At 66.2% G+C, this 21,663-nt stretch carries 20 protein-coding genes; 14 read left to right on the plus strand and 6 right to left on the minus strand.

Features of this window, described 5'->3' with window-relative positions:
* Positions 1-53 precede the first annotated feature (53 nt).
* Complete coding sequence (locus KTJ87_RS13915) at positions 54-449, plus strand: DUF1761 domain-containing protein (RefSeq protein WP_267139745.1); 396 nt, start codon at positions 54-56, stop codon at positions 447-449.
* 187 nt (positions 450-636) lie between these two features.
* Here KTJ87_RS13915 and KTJ87_RS13920 read toward each other — a convergent pair whose 3' ends face one another.
* On the minus strand, positions 637-978 hold the full coding sequence (locus tag KTJ87_RS13920) for a DUF2853 family protein (protein ID WP_267139746.1): 342 nt from the start codon (positions 976-978) through the stop codon (positions 637-639).
* Positions 979-1,173: 195 nt separating this feature from the next.
* The gene (gene ahcY / locus KTJ87_RS13925) at positions 1,174-2,562 is read right to left on the minus strand and encodes an adenosylhomocysteinase (protein WP_267139747.1); all 1,389 of its coding nucleotides are present in this window, start codon (positions 2,560-2,562) and stop codon (positions 1,174-1,176) included.
* Positions 2,563-2,739: 177 nt separating this feature from the next.
* On the opposite strand from ahcY, the gene KTJ87_RS13930 reads away from it, so the two are divergent.
* A complete protein-coding gene (locus KTJ87_RS13930) occupies positions 2,740-3,336 on the plus strand; it encodes an HD family hydrolase (RefSeq protein WP_267139748.1) in 597 nt (198 codons plus the stop codon).
* Positions 3,333-3,815 (plus strand): GNAT family N-acetyltransferase, encoded by a 483-nt coding sequence (locus tag KTJ87_RS13935; RefSeq protein ID WP_267139749.1) that lies wholly within the window; start codon positions 3,333-3,335, stop codon positions 3,813-3,815. The genes KTJ87_RS13930 and KTJ87_RS13935 overlap by 4 nt, the downstream gene beginning before the upstream one ends.
* A 12-nt stretch (positions 3,816-3,827) precedes the next feature.
* On the opposite strand, the gene KTJ87_RS13940 is transcribed toward KTJ87_RS13935, so the two are convergent.
* From KTJ87_RS13940 to KTJ87_RS13950, 3 genes are all read right to left on the minus strand, one after another.
* Positions 3,828-4,325 carry a hypothetical protein gene (locus KTJ87_RS13940; RefSeq protein WP_267139750.1) on the minus strand — a complete coding sequence of 166 codons (498 nt, stop codon included), beginning with the start codon at positions 4,323-4,325 and terminating at the stop codon, positions 3,828-3,830.
* The gene (locus KTJ87_RS13945) at positions 4,322-4,867 is read right to left on the minus strand and encodes an ActR/PrrA/RegA family redox response regulator transcription factor (protein ID WP_267139751.1); all 546 of its coding nucleotides are present in this window, start codon (positions 4,865-4,867) and stop codon (positions 4,322-4,324) included. The genes KTJ87_RS13940 and KTJ87_RS13945 overlap by 4 nt, the downstream gene beginning before the upstream one ends.
* Before the next feature lie 64 nt (positions 4,868-4,931).
* A complete protein-coding gene (locus KTJ87_RS13950) occupies positions 4,932-5,549 on the minus strand; it encodes an SCO family protein (protein ID WP_267139752.1) in 618 nt (205 codons plus the stop codon).
* Between the two features lie 87 nt (positions 5,550-5,636).
* On the opposite strand from KTJ87_RS13950, the gene regB reads away from it, so the two are divergent.
* From regB to trxA, 8 genes are all read left to right on the plus strand, one after another.
* Positions 5,637-7,031: a sensor histidine kinase RegB gene (gene regB / locus KTJ87_RS13955; protein WP_267139753.1), complete on the plus strand. Its 1,395-nt coding sequence runs from the start codon at positions 5,637-5,639 to the stop codon at positions 7,029-7,031.
* A 64-nt stretch (positions 7,032-7,095) separates the two neighbouring features.
* Positions 7,096-8,619, plus strand: coding sequence for a PAS-domain containing protein (locus KTJ87_RS13960; RefSeq protein ID WP_267139754.1), 1,524 nt, complete (start codon positions 7,096-7,098; stop codon positions 8,617-8,619).
* 43 nt (positions 8,620-8,662) lie between these two features.
* Complete coding sequence (gene tsaE / locus KTJ87_RS13965; protein ID WP_267139755.1) at positions 8,663-9,151, plus strand: tRNA (adenosine(37)-N6)-threonylcarbamoyltransferase complex ATPase subunit type 1 TsaE; 489 nt, start codon at positions 8,663-8,665, stop codon at positions 9,149-9,151.
* Entirely contained in the window at positions 9,144-10,166 is a 1,023-nt protein-coding gene (locus KTJ87_RS13970) for an aminoglycoside phosphotransferase family protein (RefSeq protein WP_267139756.1), read from the plus strand. Before tsaE ends, KTJ87_RS13970 begins: the two co-directional genes overlap by 8 nt.
* Entirely contained in the window at positions 10,142-10,831 is a 690-nt protein-coding gene (locus KTJ87_RS13975) for a nucleotidyltransferase family protein (protein WP_407650497.1), read from the plus strand. The genes KTJ87_RS13970 and KTJ87_RS13975 overlap by 25 nt, the downstream gene beginning before the upstream one ends.
* A complete protein-coding gene (gene addB, locus KTJ87_RS13980; protein WP_267139758.1) occupies positions 10,824-13,766 on the plus strand; it encodes a double-strand break repair protein AddB in 2,943 nt (980 codons plus the stop codon). Before KTJ87_RS13975 ends, addB begins: the two co-directional genes overlap by 8 nt.
* Complete coding sequence (gene addA, locus KTJ87_RS13985; protein ID WP_267139759.1) at positions 13,753-17,115, plus strand: double-strand break repair helicase AddA; 3,363 nt, start codon at positions 13,753-13,755, stop codon at positions 17,113-17,115. The genes addB and addA overlap by 14 nt, the downstream gene beginning before the upstream one ends.
* A 60-nt stretch (positions 17,116-17,175) precedes the next feature.
* The gene (gene trxA / locus KTJ87_RS13990; RefSeq protein WP_267139760.1) at positions 17,176-17,496 is read left to right on the plus strand and encodes a thioredoxin; all 321 of its coding nucleotides are present in this window, start codon (positions 17,176-17,178) and stop codon (positions 17,494-17,496) included.
* Between the two features lie 54 nt (positions 17,497-17,550).
* Here the strand turns inward: trxA and KTJ87_RS13995 are convergent, their stop codons facing one another.
* Positions 17,551-18,465, minus strand: coding sequence for a hypothetical protein (locus KTJ87_RS13995; RefSeq protein ID WP_267139761.1), 915 nt, complete (start codon positions 18,463-18,465; stop codon positions 17,551-17,553).
* Between the two features lie 98 nt (positions 18,466-18,563).
* Between KTJ87_RS13995 and hslV the strand changes: the two genes are divergently transcribed.
* The 3 genes from hslV to KTJ87_RS14010 all read left to right on the plus strand — a co-directional run bounded on the left by hslV (position 18,564) and on the right by KTJ87_RS14010 (position 21,625).
* Positions 18,564-19,121, plus strand: a complete 558-nt coding sequence (gene hslV, locus KTJ87_RS14000) for an ATP-dependent protease subunit HslV (protein ID WP_267139762.1) — start codon at positions 18,564-18,566, stop codon at positions 19,119-19,121.
* Positions 19,122-19,130: 9 nt separating this feature from the next.
* On the plus strand, positions 19,131-20,441 hold the full coding sequence (gene hslU / locus KTJ87_RS14005; protein ID WP_267139763.1) for an ATP-dependent protease ATPase subunit HslU: 1,311 nt from the start codon (positions 19,131-19,133) through the stop codon (positions 20,439-20,441).
* A 107-nt stretch (positions 20,442-20,548) separates the two neighbouring features.
* On the plus strand, positions 20,549-21,625 hold the full coding sequence (locus tag KTJ87_RS14010) for an alpha/beta hydrolase (RefSeq protein ID WP_267139764.1): 1,077 nt from the start codon (positions 20,549-20,551) through the stop codon (positions 21,623-21,625).
* Positions 21,626-21,663: the final 38 nt, after the last annotated feature.

The following is a 21,663-nucleotide window of genomic DNA, read 5'->3' on the forward strand; positions in this document are numbered from 1 at the left end:
GGCCTGCACCGCGCATCATCCGCGCAGTTCTGCTGACACAGGAGGGAGTGCAGATGGGCTTTGTTGCGGTTCTGGTCGCGGCGCTGGGCGGCTTCGCCATGGGCGCGGTGTGGTACATGACATTCGCGAAACCCTGGATGAAAGCGGCGGGCATTCCGATGGATGCGAACGGCAAGCCGCAGGGGAACGGATCGCCGATGCCGTTCGTGGTCTCCGGCGTGGCGATGATCCTTGTGGCCGGGATGATGCGCCACGTGTTCGCGACATCGGGGATCGAGACGCCGGTTGCGGGATTCGTTTCGGGCCTTGGCGTCGGGGCGTTCTTCATCACGCCATGGGTGGCGATGAACTATGCCTATGCCATGCGTCCGGCGCGGCTGACGGTGATTGACGGAGGATATTCGATCCTTGGACCGGGCATCATCGGCCTGATCCTGGGTCTGTTCTGATACGAACAGAGGGCCCCGACGCACGCACCGGGACCCTCTGCCACCCCACGTGCTCCCTCAGCACCACACGTGTTCGAAAAAGGTCCCGACCGTCCTGGTCGGTGGATATGACTTACCCCCGAACCGGGTCCGGGGGCAAACGTCGAATGTCTTGGATTAAAGGCAAATCCGGGCGATTGCGCCGGGGTCAGCCGTAGACGGACTCTTTGCCGAAATGCTTGGTCAGCATGTAGTAGACCACGGCGCGGTACTTGTTCCGCTCGGACCGGCCATAGGTCTCGATCACGGAATCGATGGCGTCCATCAGTTGCGGACCATCGGCAAGCCCCAGCTTCTTCATCAGGAAGTTCGTCTTGATCGTTTCCAGTTCCGACGGCTGGCTGCCCGCCACGGTCGATGCGTCGTCGTTGTAGATCGCCGGGCCGCACCCGATCGTCACCTTGGTCAGAAGGTCCATGTCCGGCGCCATGCCGCACTTGTTCTTCAGGTCGTCCGCATATTTCACGATCAACTCGTCCCGCTTGCCCATCTCGATCTCCTCGTTTCACTGCGCCTGGCGTTCCTGTCCCTGGATGACGCCGCGTGAAGCGACAGTAGGCGAGGCGGATTCTTGGATAAACAGGAAAGTTCCGAACCGGCGCAAGGCGGCACGCAAAAGGCGCGCGGAAGTCTCCTTCCCGCGCGCCCGTTCTTGTGTGTCTGATCCGGCGAGACCGGAAAGGTATCAGTAGCGGTAGTGTTCCGGCTTGAACGGGCCGTCGACGTTCACGCCGATATAGTCCGCCTGTTCCTTCTTCAGCTCGGTCAGCTTGACGCCGATCCGGCCAAGGTGCAAACGCGCGACCTTTTCATCCAGATGCTTGGGCAGGATGTAGACGCCGGGCTGGTATTCGTCGCCCTTGGTCCACAGCTCGATCTGCGCAAGCACCTGGTTGGTGAAAGACGCGGACATCACGAAAGACGGATGGCCCGTGGCGTTCCCGAGGTTCAACAAGCGGCCTTCGGACAGCAGGATGATCCGGTGCCCTGACGGCATCTCGATCATGTCGACCTGTTCCTTGATGTTCGTCCACTTGTGGTTCTTCAGCGCGGCAACCTGGATCTCGTTGTCGAAGTGGCCGATGTTGCCGACAATCGCCATGTCCTTCATCTCGCGCATGTGCTCGATGCGGATCACGTCCTTGTTGCCGGTGGTGGTGATGAAGATGTCCGCCGACGACACCACGTCTTCCAGCAGAACGACCTCGAAGCCGTCCATCGCCGCCTGCAGCGCGCAGATCGGATCGACCTCGGTCACCTTCACGCGGGCGCCCGCGCCGCGCAGCGAGGCGGCAGAGCCCTTGCCGACATCGCCGTAGCCCATGACCACGGCGACCTTGCCGGCCATCATGGTGTCCGTGGCGCGGCGGATGCCGTCGACCAGCGATTCCTTGCAGCCGTACTTGTTGTCGAACTTCGACTTGGTCACGCTGTCGTTCACGTTGATCGCGGGGAAGGGCAGAAGGCCCTTCTTGTGCAGATCATAGAGGCGGTGAACGCCAGTGGTCGTTTCCTCGGACACGCCCTTGATCGCGTCGCGGACCTTGGTGAACCAGCCCGGCGAGGCTTCCATGCGCTTCTTGATCTGCGCCTTGATGACCGCTTCTTCCTCGGACTCGGGCACAGGGATGATGTCTTCGCCCGCTTCAGCGCGCGCGCCCAGAAGGACGTAAAGCGTCGCGTCGCCGCCGTCGTCGAGTATCATGTTCGCGCCGTCCTCGAACATGAAGGACTTGTCGAGGTAATCCCAATGCTCTTCCAGCGTCTGGCCCTTGACGGCAAAGACCGGGGTTCCGCCCGCCGCAATGGCAGCCGCCGCATGGTCCTGGGTCGAGAAGATGTTGCACGATGCCCAGCGCACATCCGCGCCCAGCGCCACCAGCGTCTCGATCAGCACAGCGGTCTGGATCGTCATGTGCAGCGATCCGACGATGCGCGCGCCGGACAGGGGCTTGGCCTTGCCATACTCTTCACGCAGCGCCATCAGACCGGGCATTTCGGTTTCGGCGATGTTCAGTTCCTTCCGGCCGTAGTCAGCCAGATTGATATCCTTGACAACGTAGTCTTTGGCCATTGCGGTCATTCCTCGGGTATAGGTCGCGAGGCCATTACCATTCAGAGGCCCTAGCGGCAACGCCGCAAAGCCGCGGCACATGGACCAGCGCGCCTGAAGAACCGGAAGGATCGCGTCTTCACCCCGCGCGCCGGGCGTGGCAGAGGTATCGGGCAGTTTCTGAACAGGGCGCGTTTCATGGCACCTCCCCCCCGCGCATGGCAACGAATGCTCTCGGGCAGGCGGCTTGACCTGCTTGATCCGACGCCGGTCGACATCGAGATCGAGGACATCGCGCACGGCCTTGCGTTCGTGGCGCGGTGGAACGGGCAGACGCGGGGCGACTGGCCCTATTCGGTGGCCGAGCACTCGCTTCTGGTCGAGACGCTGTTTTGCCGGATGAACCCCGCGGCGCCGGTGAAATGGCGGATGGCCGCGCTGCTGCACGATGCGCCGGAATACGTCATCGGCGACATGATCTCGCCGGTGAAGGCGGCGGTCGGGCCATCCTACGGCGAGCTTGACGATCGGCTGACTGCCGCGATTCACCTGCGCTTTGGCCTGCCCGCGACGATCCCCAAGACCGTGAAGGCCCAGATCAAGAGGGCCGACAAGGTGTCTGCCTGGATGGAAGCCACCGGCATCGCGGGATTTTCCGAGGCCGAGGCGACGAAGTTCTTTGGCAAACCTTCCGAGGCGATCCTTGACGGGCTGTCCCTGCACCTGCGCCCCCCGCGCGAGGCGCGCGACGACTACACGCGGCGCCATGCCGAGCTTCTGGGGATGATGCGATGATCCATGTCCGCCGCGCCGGGTCGCTCGATTGCCGCGAGATGGCGGACCTTCTGAATGCCCTGATCGCGGCAGGCGGCACGACGGCGATGACAGAGCCCGTCACGGCCCCGGACATCGAGGCCCGCATGACTCGCGATCCCAGGTCGATCTGGCATGTCGCAGAGACCGAAGACGGCGAGATCGTCGGGTTCCAGTGGATCGAACCGCATGCGGAACACGGCCCGGACGTCGCCGAAATCGCCAGCTTTGCCCGGATCGGACGCGCCGGGCTTGGCATCGGATCGGCGATGTTCAAGGCGACAGAGGCCGCGGCGCGCGCGGCGGGTTACACCTGGATCAACGCCAATATCCGCGCGGACAACGAAAGCGGATTGGCCTACTATCAAAGCCGCGGCTTCGAGGATTACGGGCGGATCGCAGGCTACCGGCTGGGCAATGGCCAGATCGTCGACAAGGTGCTGAAACGCTACGATCTTTAGGCGCGCGCCGACCTAGCGGAAAAAGCAGGTGACGCCGGACCAAAGCGTCGTGATCTTGCCGTCCTCGATCAGGCCGAACACGCCGCCGCTTTCGAATTCGGTGCCAAGGCTGGTCTGCCGGAAGCCGGTAGCGCCCAGCGCCTCGGCTTCTGCACGATCAAACCCGACGCGCAGGCCCTCCAGTGTCTCGAAGCGCGGGGTGTCGGCCACCCAGCCTTTCAGCGATGGACCGAGGAAGTTGAGCGTCAGACCATCCCAGCGCAGCGCCGTCACCGGCCCCGCGCCGCAGTCCGGCTGAACGGTCCGCGACACCGGTTCGGATTTCAGCAAACGCGACACGGCAGGCACGACGCCCTCTTCCGCGCGGTCGAAATCGATCCGCAGCGGGCTGGATTTGGGCTGCAGATAGCCCGGAGCAAGGAACAGGCCGGTGGTTTCGGGCTGGACCGGGGCGCCGCCCGGCAGCGCGCCGCACCCGGCCAGCAGCAGGGCGAGCGCCAGACGCCTCACTTCGGGCTGCGTTTGGCGAGGATGCGCTGCAGGGTCCGCCGGTGCATGTTCAGCCGCCGCGCGGTTTCCGACACGTTGCGGTCGCACAGCTCGTACACCCGCTGGATATGTTCCCAGCGCACGCGGTCCGCGCTCATCGGGTTCTCGGGCGGCGGCGGCAAGGCGTCGTCCCCAGCCAGCAGCGCATTGGTTATGTCGTTGGCGTCGGCGGGCTTGGCCAAATAATCCGTCGCGCCGATCTTGACTGCGGCGACAGCGGTGGCAATCGCTCCATACCCGGTCAGGACAACGATGCGGCTGTCGGGGCGACGTTCGCGCAGCACCTCGACCACGTCGAGGCCGTTGCCGTCCTCAAGCCGCAGGTCGATCACGGCGTAGGCGGGCGGCCGCGCGGTGGCGATGGATTTCCCCTCGGCAACGGTCTCGGCCAGTTCAGGCTCGAACCCGCGCTTTTCCATCGCCTTGGCAAGGCGGCGCAGGAACGGCTCGTCGTCGTCGACCAGCAGAAGCGATCTGTCCGGTCCAATGTCCTGCTCTGCCATCCCGCGCCCTTCCATCAGGTTCCATCTTGATTGCCGGACAACCTAGGCCGTGCGGCACAAGCGGTCAATTTGCTGCGTCGACAAAGCACGCCGTGCGCTCGGCCATCGCCTCGGGCGTTTCGTCGCGCCGGAAAAACTCGACGAACCCCTGCTCTGGCAGGACAAGGTAGGTAAAGGTGGAATGATCGACGAGGTAGTATTCGTCGTCGCCCTCTTGCTTGCTGTAGAATGTCCGGTAGGCCGAGCTGGCGGCCTTGACCTGCTCGGGGCTGCCGGTAAGGCCGATCATGTCTTCGTGCATGTAGCTGGCGTATTCGCCCACGACTTCCGGCGTATCACGCTCAGGGTCGATCGAGATGAACACCGGCTGCACGTCATGTCCGCGCTCTTCAAGGATATCCACGGCCAGCGCGTTGCGCTGGTTGTCGAGCGGGCAGACATCGGGGCAGAAGGTATAGCCGAAGTAGATCAGGCTTGGCTTGGTGATCACTTCCGCGTCCGTCACCGTCTCACCGCTTGCGTTCACCAGCTCGAACGGGCCGCCGATGGACCCTCCGGCGACGGTTCCGCCGGTGCAGGCGGCAAAACGGTTGTCGCCCTGCGGCGCGCGGCCCAGAAACCAAGCGGTTCCGACACCGATCACGGCGACGGTGGCCGCGAGGATCGCTAGCATTCGGGTCATGGAGAGTCCTTTCGTCGGTTCGGCCGCATTGATCGCGCGTCCGGCGCCGCTTAACAATGCTCAGGTTTGACGCATTGGGGAAACGTGATGGCCGCCATAGACGCCACGCTGCAGATCGAGGAACGGCGCGGCAACTGGGTGCGCCTGCGCACGCTGATCGTCCTGCGCTGGATCGCCATCGCGGGCCAGCTTGCCGCCATCGTCGCCGCGCAACGCCTGTTCGGGATCGAGCTGCACTCCGGGCTTTGCTATCTTGCGGTCGGCGCATCGGTCATCGCCAACCTCGTCGCGATCTTCGTCTACCCCGAGAACAAGCGGTTGAGCGAAGGCGAAGTGGCGATGATGCTGCTGTTCGACATCGCGCAGCTGGCGTTCCTGCTGTTCCTCACCGGCGGGCTCAACAATCCCTTCGCGCTGCTGATCCTTGCGCCCGTCACCATCTCGGCGACCGCGCTTCAGGCAAGGCTGACGCTTCTGCTGGGGGCTGTCGCCATCGTCCTCATCACCGTTGTCGGACTGTGGCATCTTGAGCTGACCGACGGGCAGGCCCCCGTCAGGATGCCCGCGCTGTTCGTGTTCGGCTTCTGGGTCGCCATCGTCATCGGCATCGTGTTCGAGGCGATCTATGCCCGCCGCGTCACATCCGAGATCGCGTCGATGTCCGAGGCGCTGGCCGCGACCCAGATGGCGCTGGCCCGCGAACAGAAACTGACCGACCTTGGCGGCGTGGTGGCAGCGGCGGCGCACGAACTGGGCACGCCGCTGGCGACGATCAAGCTGGTCAGCTCGGAAATGGCCGAGGAACTGGCGGACAACCCCGACCTGCGCGACGATGCCCGCCTGATCCGCGACCAGGCCGACCGCTGCCGGGATATCCTGCGCTCGATGGGGCGGGCGGGAAAGGACGACCGGCTGATCCGGCACGCCCCGCTGATGACCGTTCTGCGCGATGCAGCGGAACCGCACGCCCAGCGCGGCAAGAAGATCGTGTTCGCGGCAGGCGCGGGCGACGGATCAGACGCGCAGCATCCGGTAATCATGCGCCGCCCCGAGGTGATCCACGGGCTGCGCAACCTGATCCAGAATGCCGTGGACTTTGCGCAAAGCACCGTCTGGGTCGATGCGTCCTGGACCGCCCAGACGGTCACCGTGCGGATCGTCGATGACGGTCCCGGCTTTCCCGCCAATGTCCTTGCGCGGATCGGCGATCCCTTCGTGCGCAACCGCCGAGGCGACGCCCGGCCCGAGCGGCCTGAATACGAGGGCATGGGGCTTGGCCTGTTCATCGCCAAGACCCTGCTGGAAAGGTCGGGCGGCGAGTTGACCTTTGTGAACGCAAGCGATCCATCGTCCGCCCCGGCAGAGGATGGCGCGGGCGAACGCACCGGCGCGATCGTCGAATTGTCCTGGCCACGCGCCACGATTGCGCAACCGGACAGCGATCGGGGCCCACTGGGCGAGAATGCGAGGATCGAAGCGTAGGATTAACCGGCAATTAAGGGTTATCCACAATCGTTGACCAAGGTTAAGGATTTTGGAGGCCGCCATGCCGGTCGCTCATCTTCAGGACATCGCGCTCCCCGTTCTCGGCGGGCTGATAGGTGGTTTGTTCGCCCTGCGCGCCGCGACTGCCCCAAGGATGCAGAAGGCCGGGGATGCCTTTGAGCCGGGTGCGACGTTCCTGTTCCGGGACAGTATACTTGTCGATGCCTCTCCCGGTGCCTGCATGCTGGTCGGCGCCCCGCCCGAAGCGATCACGCCGCAAACGCTCGCGGGTGCCCTTGAACCGCGGTTTCCGGGACTTGCCAAGGTTCTGTCCGACCCCGAAGGCGGCGTGCTGACCGCAGCGCTGGGCGACAGCACCGCCCATGTCACCCCGTTTCGGGACAGCCTGCGCATTTCGATCACCGATGCCTCGGATTGCGCGGCCAAACCGGCCGTCGGCAACGGCCTTGTCCGGAGAGAGCTGGAAGAGGCTCGCACCATCGCGCGGCTGTCTGCGGTGCCGATCTGGCAGGTCGGCGGGGACGGGCGCATCCACTGGGCAAATGCCGCCTATCTCGATCTGGTTCGGCGGCAAACGGGCCTGCCCGATCCGGTTTGGCCATTACCGCATCTGTTCGGGCGCCCCGACGATCCGAACCCTACGGGACAGGACAGCCGCGTCTGCGTGGCGTTCAACGACGACGTGCTCTGGTTCCGGGTTCATGCCGCCACGTCAGACGCCGGAACGGTGCTTACCGCGTGGCCGGACGATGCCGCCGTGCAGGCGCAAGAGCATCTGAGCGCCTTCAAGCTGGCCCTGTCGAACACCTTTGCGCAACTGTCGGTCGGGATTGCGATCTTCGATGCGCGCAAACGGCTGGTCCTGTTCAACCCGGCCCTGACCGACCTTACCGGCATGGATGCGCGGCATCTCGTGGCGCTTCCGTCCCTCAACGAGTTCCTCGACCGCCTGCGCGAGATCAAGATGCTGCCCGAACCGCGGAACTATCACGACTGGAAGGCACGGCTGAATGATCTGGATGGCGCATCCGGCCAGACGCTGTCCGAGACGTGGCCGCTGGGCGATGGGCGCACGCTGCGTGTCAGGGCGCAGCCGCACGACAACGGCTCCGTCGCCTTCCTGTTCGAAGACATCAGCTCCGAGATCGGGCTGACCCGCAGCTTCCGGGCAGAACTTGACCTGAGCTATGCTGTGCTGGATTCGCTGGACGATGCGATCGCCGTGTTCACGGCCTCGGGGCATCTGGCGTCGGCAAACCGCGCCTTCACCGAACTTTGGGGCGATCCGGCGCTTGAGTCGCTGGCCACTGAAACAACGCTTCGCGACGCGTGCGCCATCTGGCAGGCGGCTTGCGTCCCTTCGCCGGTCTGGGCCGACAGCGACGGATTTGCCGCACGACTGGCGGGCCGCGACCATTGGTCTTTCGATATCACCACACGGGCCGGACAAGGGTTGCGCTGCATCGTCCAGCCGCTGACCGGGGGCGCCTTGTGCGTGCGTTTCGGCGACCGGCCCGTGACACCGACGGCCATGTCGGACCGCCCGCAAAAGATCCCCGCCTGAGCGGTGCTTGCAGGCCACCTCGGCTGCGGTCAATGTGCGGAGCATGGCAACCCGCACCCTCACCCTTTCCCTGCCCGATACCGATGCGACGCAGGACCTGGCGCGTCGCTTGGCGCCCGTGCTCGCCGCAGGGGATTGCCTGCTGCTGACCGGACCCATCGGCGCGGGCAAGACATTCCTGGCGCGCGCGGTGATCCAGGCCCGGCAAGCGGCGCTGGGAATGGCCGAGGATGTGCCCTCGCCGACCTACACGCTTGTGCAGACTTATGAGGCTGGTGGTGTCGAGATCTGGCATGCCGATCTCTACCGTCTGACCGATCCCGCCGAGGTGATCGAACTGGGGCTGGATGAGGCGTTCGACACCGGCATCAGCCTGATCGAATGGCCCGACCGTCTGGGCGATCTTGCACCGCCGGGTGCCCTGCGGCTGGAGCTTTCCGTCACCGGAGACACCGCCCGGAGGCTCGACATCACCGGGGACGCAACTTGGCACGCGCGGCTTGCGCCGATGCTGGCAACGCTCGATGCGTAATCGGGCCGAGGTGATGGCGGCGTTCCTGGACCGCGCGGGATGGGGCGCCGCGACCCGGAGCCTGCTTGCGGGCGATGCATCGAACCGTCGGTATGAACGTCTGAGGCTGGGCGACCAGCGCGCCGTCCTGATGGATGCACCCGCCGAGCGCGGCGAGGATGTACGCCCCTTCGTCGCCATCGCGCGGCACCTGACGGCCTGCGGTCTGTCCGCGCCGCAGATCCTTGCCAAAGACCCGCAAGCGGGGCTCTTGCTGCTTGAAGACCTTGGTGATGACGTCTTCGCCCGCGTGCTGGAACGCGCGCCGCAGGATGAGCCGATGCTGTACCGCGCGGCGGTCGACGCGCTTCTGGCGCTGCACGCCGCGCCCCTGCCGGGCGGGGTCGGCGCGTACGACGTGGCGCTGATGACCGACAAGGCCGCGCTGGCCTATGACTGGTATCTGATGGGGGCGACCGGCTCCGTCGACACCGCCGCACTTGCGGCATTTCGGGCTGAAACAGAGACTGTTCTTGCCCCGATGATGCGGGAGCGCCAGGTGTTGATCCTGCGCGACTACCACGCCGAGAACCTGATCTGGCTGCCGCACCGCGATGGCCCCGCGCGTGTCGGTCAGCTTGATTTTCAGGACGCGCTGATCGGGCATCCGGCCTATGATCTGGTATCGCTTCTGAAGGATGCGCGCCGCGATCTTGCGCCGGACACCGAAGAGGCGGCCCTTGCGGGCATGATCGCGCGAAGCGGCGCCGACCCGGACAGCTTTCGCGCCGCCTATGCCGTGCTTGGCGCGCAGCGCAACCTGCGCATTCTTGGCGTCTTTGCGCGCCTGTCGCTGCATTTCGGCAAACCGCACTATGTCGATCTGATCCCCCGCGTCTGGTCGCATCTGGTCACGTCCCTCGATCATCCGTCGCTGGCCGCCCTGCGCGACCGCGTGTTGTCCGACCTGCCCGCCCCCAATCCCGCAATCCTGCAGACCCTGAAGGCGAAATGCGCGACGATCGACCATCCCTGATGCTGTTTGCGGCCGGGTTCGGCACGCGGATGCGCCCCCTGACCGACGATCGGCCCAAGCCACTGGTCGAGGTGGCGGGGCGTCCGCTGATCGACCACGCGCTTGGTCTGGCGGCGGGCCAGACGGGACGCGTCGTCGCCAACCTGCACTACCGCGCGCCGCAACTCGAAGTGCATCTTGCGCCACTGGGCGTCACGACGATCCTCGAGACGCCCGAGATCCTCGACACCGGCGGCGGGCTGCGCAACGCCCTGCCGCTGCTGGGCGGGGGTCCGGTGCTGACGCTGAATACCGACGCGATCTGGAGGGGGGGCAATCCGCTTGCCGCACTGCGTGCCGCGTTCGATCCCGCGCGGATGGATGCGCTGTTGATGCTGGTTCGGCCAGAGGATGCGCTGGGGCATGCAGGACGGGGCGATTTCGCGATGGATGCCGGCGGGCGGCTGACGCGCGGGCCGGGTCATATCTACTCGGGCGCGCAGATGATCCGCACCGAAGGCTTGCGGGACATCCCCGACCGTGTGTTCTCCCTGAACAGGCTCTGGGACAGGATGATCGAAGACGGGCGCCTGTTCGGGATCGTGCATCGTGGGCGCTGGTGCGATGTCGGACACCCCGAGAGCATCGAGTTGGCCGAATCGCTGCTGGAGCGTCCCGATGTTTAGCCCGCAGGCGGAACCGCGCGTCTTTGGCCTTGCCCCCGGAACGGATTTTCCGCGCGCGCTGGTCGAGGGGTTGATTGCGCGGCTGGGCGACGCGCCGCCAGAGGCTCTCGCCCGGGCCGAGGTTTTCGTGAACACCCGCCGGATGCAGCGCCGCATCCGCGAGGTGTTCGACGCAGGCCCCCCCCGGCTGTTGCCGCGCGTCCGCCTTGTCACCGATCTGGGTCTTGAGGCGGCAATGACAGGTTTGCCGCCCGCCGTGCCGCCCCTGCGCCGCAGGCTGGAACTAGCGACGCTTGTCGCGGGGCTGCTGGACACCCGCCCTGATCTTGCGCCGCGTGCTGCATTGTTCGATCTGGCCGACAGCCTTGCGCGGCTTCTGGACGAAATGCACGGCGAGGGCGTGTCTCCCGCAGCGATCCGGGCACTCGACGTGTCGGACCAGTCGGGGCACTGGCAGAACAGCCTTGCCTTCGTCGCGCTGGTCGAGCGTTTCATCGGGGAAAGCGCCGCCGAAGAGCCGGACGCCGAGGCGCGCCAGCGGCTCGTGATCGAGCGCAAGATCGCCGAATGGCAGGCCGCACCGCCCGATCATCCCGTGATCGTCGCGGGATCGACCGGATCGCGCGGCGCGACCGCGCTGCTCATGCAGGCCGTCGCGGGGCTGCCGCAAGGCGCCGTTGTGTTGCCCGGCTTCGATTTCGACCAGCCGGGCGCGGTGTGGGACAACCTGCACGATGCGCTGACGGGCGAGGATCATCCGCAATACCGCTTTGCCGCCTTTTGCGCGCGGGCCGGGATTGATCCGCTGGATGTGCGCCGCTGGGCCGAAGTGGATGCGCCGGTGCCGCCCCGCAACAGGCTTGTGTCGCTGGCCCTGCGCCCCGCGCCCGTCACGGACCAATGGATGACCGAAGGCCCCGCGCTTGCGGGCATCGCCGCCGCCGCCGAACGGATGACGCTGATCGAGGCGGCGTCCCTGCGCGAAGAGGCGACCGCCATTGCCGTGGCCCTGCGCGATGCGGCAGAGCAAGGCAGACGTGCGGCGCTCATCACGCCCGACCGGACGCTGACGCGGCAGGTGACGGCGGCGCTGGGTCGCTGGGGCATCCTGCCCGACGACAGTGCGGGACGGCCGTTGCCGCTGACCCCGCCGGGGCGGCTGTTGCGCCATGTCGCGGGGCTGATGGGCCAGCGGCTGACGTCCGAGGCGCTGCTGACCGTGCTCAAGCATCCGCTGACAAGCAGCGGGCATCCAGAGCGCGCCGATCACCTGCGGCTGACCCGCGACCTGGAGCTGCATGTGCGGCGCACGGGTATGCCCTTTCCCGAGCCGGGGCGCCTTGCGAAATGGGCGGCGCAGGCGCCGGACCGCGCGCCGTGGCTTGCCTGGTGCATCGGGGTTCTCCGCCCGCTTGAGGGTGCAGGCCCCCGTGCGCTGCCGGACCATGTCGCGCAGCACATGCAGGTGGCCGAGGCTTTGGCCGCTGGTCCGGGCGCCCCCGGCGCGGGCGCGCTGTGGGAGGCTGCCGCTGGCCGGGCCGCACGGGCCGAGATGGAGGCATTGCAACGCGAGGCCGGGCACGGGCCTGCGCTTTCGCCCACCGACTATGCGTCTCTGTTCCACGCGATCCTGCAACGGACCGAGGTGCGCGAGCCGGTTCAGGCCGATCCCCGCATCGCCATCTGGGGCACGCTCGAGGCGCGGGTGCAGGGCGCCGATCTGGTCATTTGTGCAGGCCTGAACGAAGGCGTCTGGCCGGAAGCCGCCTCGCCCGACCCCTGGCTGAACCGGCGGATGCGGCGGGATGCCGGGCTTCGGCTGCCAGAGCGGCAGATCGGCCTCTCTGCCCATGACTTCCAGCAGGCGATCTGCGCGCCCGAGGTGATCCTGACCCGCGCGATCCGCGACGCCGAGGCGCAGACCGTGCCGTCGCGCTGGCTCAACCGGCTGGTGAACCTGATGGGCGGCGTTTCGGACGAAAGCCGCGAGGCGCTGGGCGGGATGCGGGCGCGCGGGGCGCGGCTGGTGGCGCTTGCGCGCGCCTTTGACACTCCCGAGAAACGCGTGGATCCAAGCCCGCGCCCTGCGCCGCGCCCGCCTGCCCACATGCGCCTGACGGAGCTGACGATCACGCAGGTACAGACGCTGATCCGGCATCCCTATGACATCTATGCGCGCCGCATCCTGTCGCTTCAGGCGCTGGACCCGATCCGGCAATCGCCCGATGCGCCGCTGCGCGGGACGATCCAGCACAGCATTCTGGAACGCTTCGTCAAGGAGGGGCCGGTCACCGATCTGGAGGAAGGCCGCGCGCGCCTGTTGCGGATCGCGGATGAAGAGCTTGCGGCGCATGCCCCCTGGCCCGTCGCCCGCGCGGCATGGCGCGCCCGGATCGAGCGCATCGCGGATTGGTTCGTGCAGGGCGAGATCGCGCGGCAGGCCGAGGACGTGCCGCTGGCGCAGGAAAGCCGCGCCGCGATGGTGATCGACGGTGTCCGGCTTTATGGCAAGATCGACCGCATCGACAGGCGCGCGGACGGCACACTTGCGATCTACGACTACAAGACTGGTGCCGTGCCGACGGACAAGCAGATGGCGTTGTTCGACAAGCAGTTGCACCTGTCGGCGCTTCTGGCCGAGGCGGGCGCGGTGGACGGCGTCGATGCCGCGACGGTCGGGCGCATCGCGCACATCGGCTTTGGCTCTGGCGGCAAGGTGTCGGCGCAGGACCTCGGCGCGGACGATCTGCTGCAGACGCGCGACGAGTTCCGCCGCCTGATCGCCGCCTATGCCCGCCCCGATCAGGGATTCACCGCCCGCCGCGCGATGGAAAGCCTGCGCTATTCCAGCGATTTCGACCACCTTGCACGCTATGGCGAATGGGACGACGCAACGCCCCCGCACCCCGAGGATGTTGGCCATGACCCTGAATGACGCCACCCGGCGGCAGGTGCAGGCCGCCAATCCCGATGCCTCGACCTGGCTGTCGGCCAATGCCGGGTCCGGCAAGACGCGGGTGCTGACAGACCGCGTGGCGCGCCTGCTTCTGTCGGGGGTCGAGCCGCAGAACGTGCTGTGCCTGACCTACACCAAGGCCGCCGCGAGCGAGATGCAGAACCGCCTGTTCCGTCAGCTAGGTGCATGGGCGCTGATGCCGGACAATGAGCTTGCCGAAGCGCTGTTTGCGCTGGAACAGGGTCTGAAACCCGGCGCCGATCAGCTTGCCCGCGCGCGGCGCCTGTTTGCCCGCGCCATCGAGACGCCCGGCGGTTTGCGCATCCAGACGATCCATTCGTTCTGCGCCGGATTGCTGCGCCGCTTCCCGCTCGAGGCCGGGGTGACGCCGAACTTCACCGAGATGGACGACCGCACCGCCGCGCTTTTGCGGGACGAGGTTCTGGAACAGATCGCAGAAGGTCCGGATCGCGCGGCGCTGGACGGGCTGATCCGGCACCATACCGGCGACGACCTGTCCCGGCTGACCGCGACGGTGGTGGCCAAGCGCGACCGGCTGCTCGGCGATGTCGATGCGGACGAGGTCAAGGCATGGTTCGGGCTGCGCCCCGACCGGACGATGGACCGCGCGCTGAACCGCGTGTTCCTGGGCGCAGAGGCGGACCTGATCGCGAGGCTTCTGCCGCATCTGCGCGCGAGTGGCCCCAACGACCAGAAGGCCGCCGTCAAGCTGGAGGCGGTGCCATTCCACAACCCCGAGGCGGCGTTTCATCGTCTTGCCGATGTGCTGCTGACCGGCGCGGGCACAAAGGCGCCCTTTTCGGCCAAGATCGGCAGTTTCCCGACCAAGGCCTGCAGCGAAGGCCTGGGCGACATCGCGGACCCGCTTGAATCGCTGATGCTGCGGGTTGAGGCAGAGCGGGCGACGATCCTCGCGCTGCACAACGCCGACCGCACCGCTGCGCTCTACCGGTTCGCCGCCGTGTTCCTGCCCGCCTACGCCGCGCGAAAGCAGGCCCGCGGTTGGCTTGATTTCGACGATCTGATCCTGAAGACCCGCGATCTTCTGGACAATCCGCAGGTGGCGGCCTGGGTGCTGTATCGGCTCGATGGTGGCATCGATCATATCCTCGTCGACGAAGCGCAGGATACCAGCCCCGAACAATGGCAGGTGATCGAGCGTCTCGCGCAGGAGTTCACCGCCGGGCAGGGCGCGCGCGACACCCGGCGCACGATCTTTGTCGTCGGCGATCCAAAGCAGTCGATCTATTCGTTCCAGGGCGCCGATCCGCGCAAGTTCAGCCGGATGAGAGACGCTTTCGCGACCCGGCTTCAGTCCGTCGGAGAGGGCCTGCAATCGCTGACGCTGGAATATTCCTTCCGCTCGTCCGAGGCAGTCCTGCGCTCGGTCGACCGGACGCTGACCGGGCGCGACGAGATTTTCGAGGACAATCACCGGGCGTTTCACGACGCGCTGCCGGGCCGGGTCGAGCTGTGGCCGGTGGTGCCAAAGTCCGAACCGGGCGAGGACATCGCCTGGTACGACCCTGTCGACCGGGTGTCCCAGACCGATCCCAACGTGGTGCTGGCAGAGCGGATCGCCGCCCGCATCGCCCGGATGCTGGACGATGGCGAGACGATCCCGGCAGGGTCCGGCACTCGGCGCCCTGTCAGGGCGGGCGACGTCATGATCCTGGTGCAGCGGCGGTCCGCGCTGTTCTCCGAGATCATCCGCGCCTGCAAGGCCAAGAACCTGCCGATCGCCGGGGCAGACCGGCTCAAGCTGGGCGCCGAACTGGCGGTGCGCGACATCGCGGCGGTGCTGGCCTTTCTGTCCACGCCTGAGGACGATCTGTCGCTGGCCACGATCCTGCGCTCGCCCCTGTTTGGCTGGTCCGAGGATCAGCTGTTCCGCCTCGCCACGACACGCGGCGATCTCTACCTGTGGCGGCATCTCTACGATGCTGCGGACAGGTTCCCCGAAACCGTGTCGATCCTGACGGATCTGCGGGCGCAGGCGGATTACCTGCGGCCCTATGACCTGATCGAGCGGCTGCTGACGCGGCATGACGGGCGGCGGCGTCTGCTTGCGCGGCTTGGCCCCGAGGCAGAGGACGGCATCGACGCGCTTCTGTCACAGGCGCTGGCCTACGAGCGGATGGAAGTGCCCAGCCTGACCGGGTTCCTCAGCTGGTTCGAGACCGAGGATGTCGAGGTCAAGCGACAGCTCGACAGTGCGGGCGACCGCATCCGGGTGATGACGGTGCACGGCGCCAAGGGGCTGGAATCGCCCATCGTGATCCTGCCCGACACGATGAGCGCCCGGAATGACATCAAGGACGAGCTAGTCACGCTGGAGAATGGGCGGCCCGCGTGGAAGCCGGTGGCCGACTTCGTCACGCCCGAGATCGCCGAAGCGATGGACCGCATCCGGGCGTCCCAGGCCGAGGAACGGTTGCGCCTGCTGTATGTCGCGATGACGCGTGCCGAGAAGTGGCTGATCGTTTGCGGCGCGGGCGATCTGCCGAAATCCGGCGAGTGCTGGTATCAGCAGGTGCAGGCCGGACTGGACGCCGTGGGTGCGGTGCCGGTGGTGACACCGGACGGCATCGGCCAGAGCTATGCGACTGGCGACTGGACCGGGCTGCCGCTGACCAAGGCGCCGGTTTCCGCCGAAACAGAGACTGTTTTGATGCCGGTGTGGGCAACGCAACGTCTGGCACCTGCTGTGGACACGCACACCCTGTCACCATCCGATCTGGGCGGAGCCAAGGCGCTGCCCGGCGACAGCGAGGGCGCCGATCTCGAGGCGGCCCTGCTGCGCGGGTCGCGCATTCACCTGTTGCTGGAACATTTGCCCCTTGTCCCGCAAGACGCGCGGCGTGGCACCGCGCTGGCGCTTCTGACGGCGGCAGACCCGCCCATGACCGAGGCCGAGGCGCTCGATCTGCTGTCCCATGCCGAGCGGGTGATCGCGGCACCGGGGCTGGAGGCCGTCTTTGCCCCCGGCGCGCTGGCAGAGGTCGGGATCACCGCCAACCTTGCCTCGCTGGGCGGTCAGCGCATTCACGGCGCGATCGACCGGCTGATCGTGACGGGGGACAGCGTTCTGGCCGTCGATTTCAAGACCAACGCCATCGTGCCGGACAGGCCCGAGGATGTGCCCCTGGGCCTGCTGCGTCAGATGGGCGCATACGCCGAGGCGCTGGAGCAGCTTTATCCCGCCCACCGCGTTGAAACTGCGATCCTGTGGACGCAAACGGCATCTCTCATGACCCTGCCGCGAGAAACGGTTGTGTCTGCGCTGGCGCACGCCACCCTATCTTGACGCTGGTCGGACGCGTCCATACCTTCCCGGCTTGAGCATTTCGTTTACAGGAGGCCAGACATGGCTACCGTTGCAGTCACCGACGACACCTTCGACGCCGAGGTCCGCCAGTCGGACATTCCCGTCGTCGTGGATTTCTGGGCCGAGTGGTGCGGCCCCTGCAAGCAGATCGGCCCGGCTCTGGAAGAGCTTTCGGTCCAGTACGACGGCAAGATCAAGATCGTGAAGGTCAACGTCGACGAGAACCCGAACTCGCCCGCTCAGATGGGTGTGCGCGGCATTCCGGCGCTGTTCATGTTCAAGGACGGCGAAGTCGTGTCGAACAAGATCGGCGCGGCGCCCAAGGCGGCGCTGGAAGGCTGGATCAAGGAAGCGATCTGATCGCTTTCGGATCGCAGGTTTGAGCAGGGGCGGCGCCGCAGGGTGCCGCCCTTTTCACATCTGCCAGCCCCAATGACGGACGGACGACAGGATACGCTCTTCGGCATTCTCTTTGCCTGCGTTGATCGACTGGCCTTGCAGGAACCAGTGCAGGTAGCGGTCGAAGGGCGGCGCGCTGTCCAGCGCCCCGGCAAACGCGTCCTCGACCCCCAAGTGGCCGACGTTGAAAGCGATGTGGTGAAAGTCGATCTGCGCGAACAGGACGGCGGGCTTGCCGAAAAAGAACCCCGACAAGGCAACCGACGAGTTTTGCGTCACAACCAGATCGCAGGCTTGAAGCAGCGCTTCGGATGGCTGATCCGTTACGCGGAACCGCGGCGCGGCGCGGGATAGATCGTCCAGCGCACGGCGTTCTGCGTCGGTGTAGGTTTCCCCCGGATGCAGGGTCGCCACAACCTCGTGGCCGGGCAGAGCGGCCAGCGTCGCCCGCAGCATGTCCAGCGGCGACATGGTCTGAAAGCTGCGATGCTCGGTCAGCTTGCCTTGCAGAGGGACGAAGACGACCTTTTCCCGCGCCGAGTTGACGGAAAGCTCGCCAAACAGCCGTTTCCGCCAGAACCCGGCAAACCGTTCAGCCTCGTCCGGATCAACGGCGCCCGGATCGAAGGCTTCGCGGGCAACCCGGAAGGCCCAGCGATCCGCCGACGCCTCGATCCGCCAGAACGGGTAGAAATAGGCGCGCCGCGTGTTCAGGGCGCGGTCGTGCCCCGGCGCGTTCATGTGAAACAGCGCATATCCGGGATCAAGACGACTTGCGGCGCGGGCGACGGCCGAGTTCGCCACTAGACGCAGATCGAACCCCACCGATCTGAACGCTTTGTCCAGCCTGTTGATGTAATTGTGCTTTCCGGCGCGGGCCGAGGCCAGCATCGGCGCATCCAGGTACATCGTGACGGTGCGTTCAGCCATGGACCGACGCTATGCGCTTGGCCGCCGCTCCGGCAAGCGCGCCTTGTGCCTTGCCGCCCCCGCCGCCATATGTCCCCCGAAGACAACTGGAGGCGAAGATGGCAGACGACAGCTTTCCGGGCTGGCACGGCACCACGATCATCGGCGTCCGCAAGGGCGGCAAGGTGGTCGTCGCGGGCGACGGGCAGGTGAGCCTTGGCCAGACCGTCATCAAGGGCACTGCGCGCAAGGTCCGGCGGCTGTCACCGGGCGGGTACGACGTGGTCGCCGGGTTCGCCGGATCGACCGCCGATGCCTTTGCCCTGCTGGAGCGACTGGAGGCCAAGCTGGAGGCGACGCCGGGCCAGCTGCAGCGCGCCTGCGTCGAGTTGGCAAAGGACTGGCGCACCGACAAGTACCTGCAAAAGCTCGAAGCGATGCTGATCGTCACCGATGGCAGCGATCTGTATGTCATCACCGGCGCGGGCGACGTGCTGGAACCCGAGCATGACGTCACCGCCATCGGATCGGGCGGGAATTACGCGCTCGCCGCCGCCCGCGCGATGATGGACAGCGACCGCGACGCCGAGGCGATCGCCCGCCGCGCCATGGAGATCGCTGCGGACATCTGCGTCTATACAAACGGAAATCTGACCGTCGAGACGATTGGCGGCTAGGAGACCCACATGACCGACCTGACCCCCCGCGAGATCGTCAGCGAGCTTGATCGCTTCATCATCGGGCAGAACGATGCCAAGCGCGCCGTGGCCGTCGCCTTGCGCAATCGCTGGCGCCGCAAGCAGCTGGGCGACGACCTGCGCGACGAGGTGTATCCCAAGAACATCCTAATGATCGGCCCCACCGGCGTCGGCAAGACAGAGATCAGCCGCCGTTTGGCCAAGCTGGCGCGCGCGCCCTTCATCAAGGTCGAGGCGACGAAGTTCACCGAGGTCGGCTATGTCGGCCGCGACGTGGAACAGATCATCCGTGATCTCGTGGATGTCGCCATCTCCGAGACGCGCGAACATATGCGCGAAGATGTCAAGGCGCGCGCGCACCAGGCCGCCGAGGACCGCGTGATCGAGGCCATCGCCGGGACCGACGCGCGCGACGGCACGCGCGAGAGGTTCCGCGCCAAGCTGAAGGCGGGCGAGTTGGACGATACGGTGATCGAACTGGACGTCGCCGACACGTCGAACCCGATGCAGGCCTTCGAGATACCGGGACAGCCCGGCATGCCGATGGGCGGGGGCATGAACCTTGGCGATCTGTTCGGCAAGGCGTTCGGCGGTCGCAAGGTGCGCAAGAAGCTGTCGGTGGCCGAAAGCTATGAACTTTTGATCGGGGAAGAGGCCGACAAGCTCTTGGACGACGAGACGGTGAACCGCACCGCGCTGGAGTCCGTGCAGCAGAACGGCATCGTGTTTCTCGACGAGATCGACAAGGTCTGCGCCCGGTCCGATGCGCGCGGCGCCGATGTCAGCCGCGAAGGCGTGCAGCGCGATCTTCTGCCCCTGATCGAAGGCACGACCGTCAGCACGAAACACGGCCCCGTCCGCACCGACCATATCCTGTTCATCGCTTCTGGCGCGTTCCACATCGCCAAGCCGTCCGACCTGTTGCCGGAACTGCAGGGCCGCCTGCCGATCCGCGTCGAGTTGCGGGCGCTGACCGAGGGCGATTTCGTGCGCATCCTGACTGAGACGGACAACGCCTTGACGCGGCAGTATACGGCCCTGATGCAGACCGAGAACGTGGCTGTCAGCTTTACCGACGACGGCATCGCGGCCCTGGCCAAGATCGCCGCCGACGTGAACCAGTCGGTCGAGAACATTGGCGCGCGCAGGCTTTACACCGTGATGGAGCGTGTGTTCGAGGAACTGAGCTTTACCGCGCCGGATCGTTCGGGCGATGCGGTCACGGTTGACGGCGGCTTTGTCGAGGACAATCTGGGTGCCCTGACACGGTCTGCCGACCTAAGCCGCTACGTCCTTTGACGTCACGAAATCGTCGCTGGATCGAAGGGAACACGCGGGCTACCTGTCCGGCTGGCAAACGCTGATTGGATCCCCCGGCCATGTGGCGCTCTTTCTGTTTGATTCTGTTGATCCCGCTCGCGGCCTGTGCGCCGCGGGCGCAGATCTTCGTTGACCGTGACCTGACGCCGCCTGCGTCGGTGCGGCCGATCTTCATCGGCACGACGCGGGCAGTCGACCCGGTCAGCGCCTATGGAAATGAACGCAGCGAGACTGTGTCCTATGCGCGGTTCGATTTCTCGGTGCCGCCCAACCGTGAGGCGGGCAGCGTTCCGTTTCCGCTGGACGAGGTGAACGCGGCAGAGCAGTTCATCGCCACGCGCGCCGGGCGCTATGCCTCGCCGCAGGCTTTTTCCGCCGATTTGCGCCGGGCCCTGGCAGAACGCACAGGCGCGGACCGCGAGGCGATCATCTTTGTCCACGGCTTCAACAACACCTTTGCGGAAGGCACGTTGCGGCTGGCCCAGTTGGCCACCGATTTCGGATTCCAGGGCGTTGCGGTGCATTATTCCTGGGCAAGCGGAGGCAATGCGCTGGCCTATGCCTATGACCGGGACAGCGCGCTGTTCGCCCGCGACGGGCTTGAAAAGCTGATCGAGCAGGTCGAGGCTGCGGGCGCGCGCCGGATTGTCATCGTGGGTCATTCGATGGGATCGCTGATCGTGATGGAGACGCTGCGGCAGATGTCCATCGCCCGGCCGGGCAGCGTCGATGACCGGATCGGCGGCGCGATCCTGATCTCGCCCGATCTCGACATCGACGTTTTCCGCAGCCAGGCCCGGCGGATCGAGGATCTGCCCGACCCCTTCGGCATCTTCGTGTCCAAGCGTGACCGGGCGCTGCAGCTTTCGGCGCGGCTGACGGGTCAGCGCAACCGGCTTGGCAACATCGCATCGGCCGAGGAGATCGAGGAATTCGACGTGACACTTGTGGACGTCACCGAGTTTTCGCGCGGGGCGGGGCATTTCACCGCCGCGACGTCGCCTGCCCTGATCAGCCTGTTCTCGGCCGCCGGGAACATCGAGGCCGCGTTCCAGGGCGACAGTGCGGGCCGGACCGGTTTCTTTCCGGGCACGATCCTGACCGTGCAAAGCGCGACCGAAATCATCCTGTCCCCTGTCACGGCGCTGGCCTCTCAGAACTGACGGCCACGGCTTTCCTTTCCCGCTGAACCCGACGAAAC

It is taken from the genome of Anianabacter salinae (genome assembly GCF_019061145.1).
Lineage (GTDB): Bacteria > Pseudomonadota > Alphaproteobacteria > Rhodobacterales > Rhodobacteraceae > Anianibacter > Anianibacter salinarum.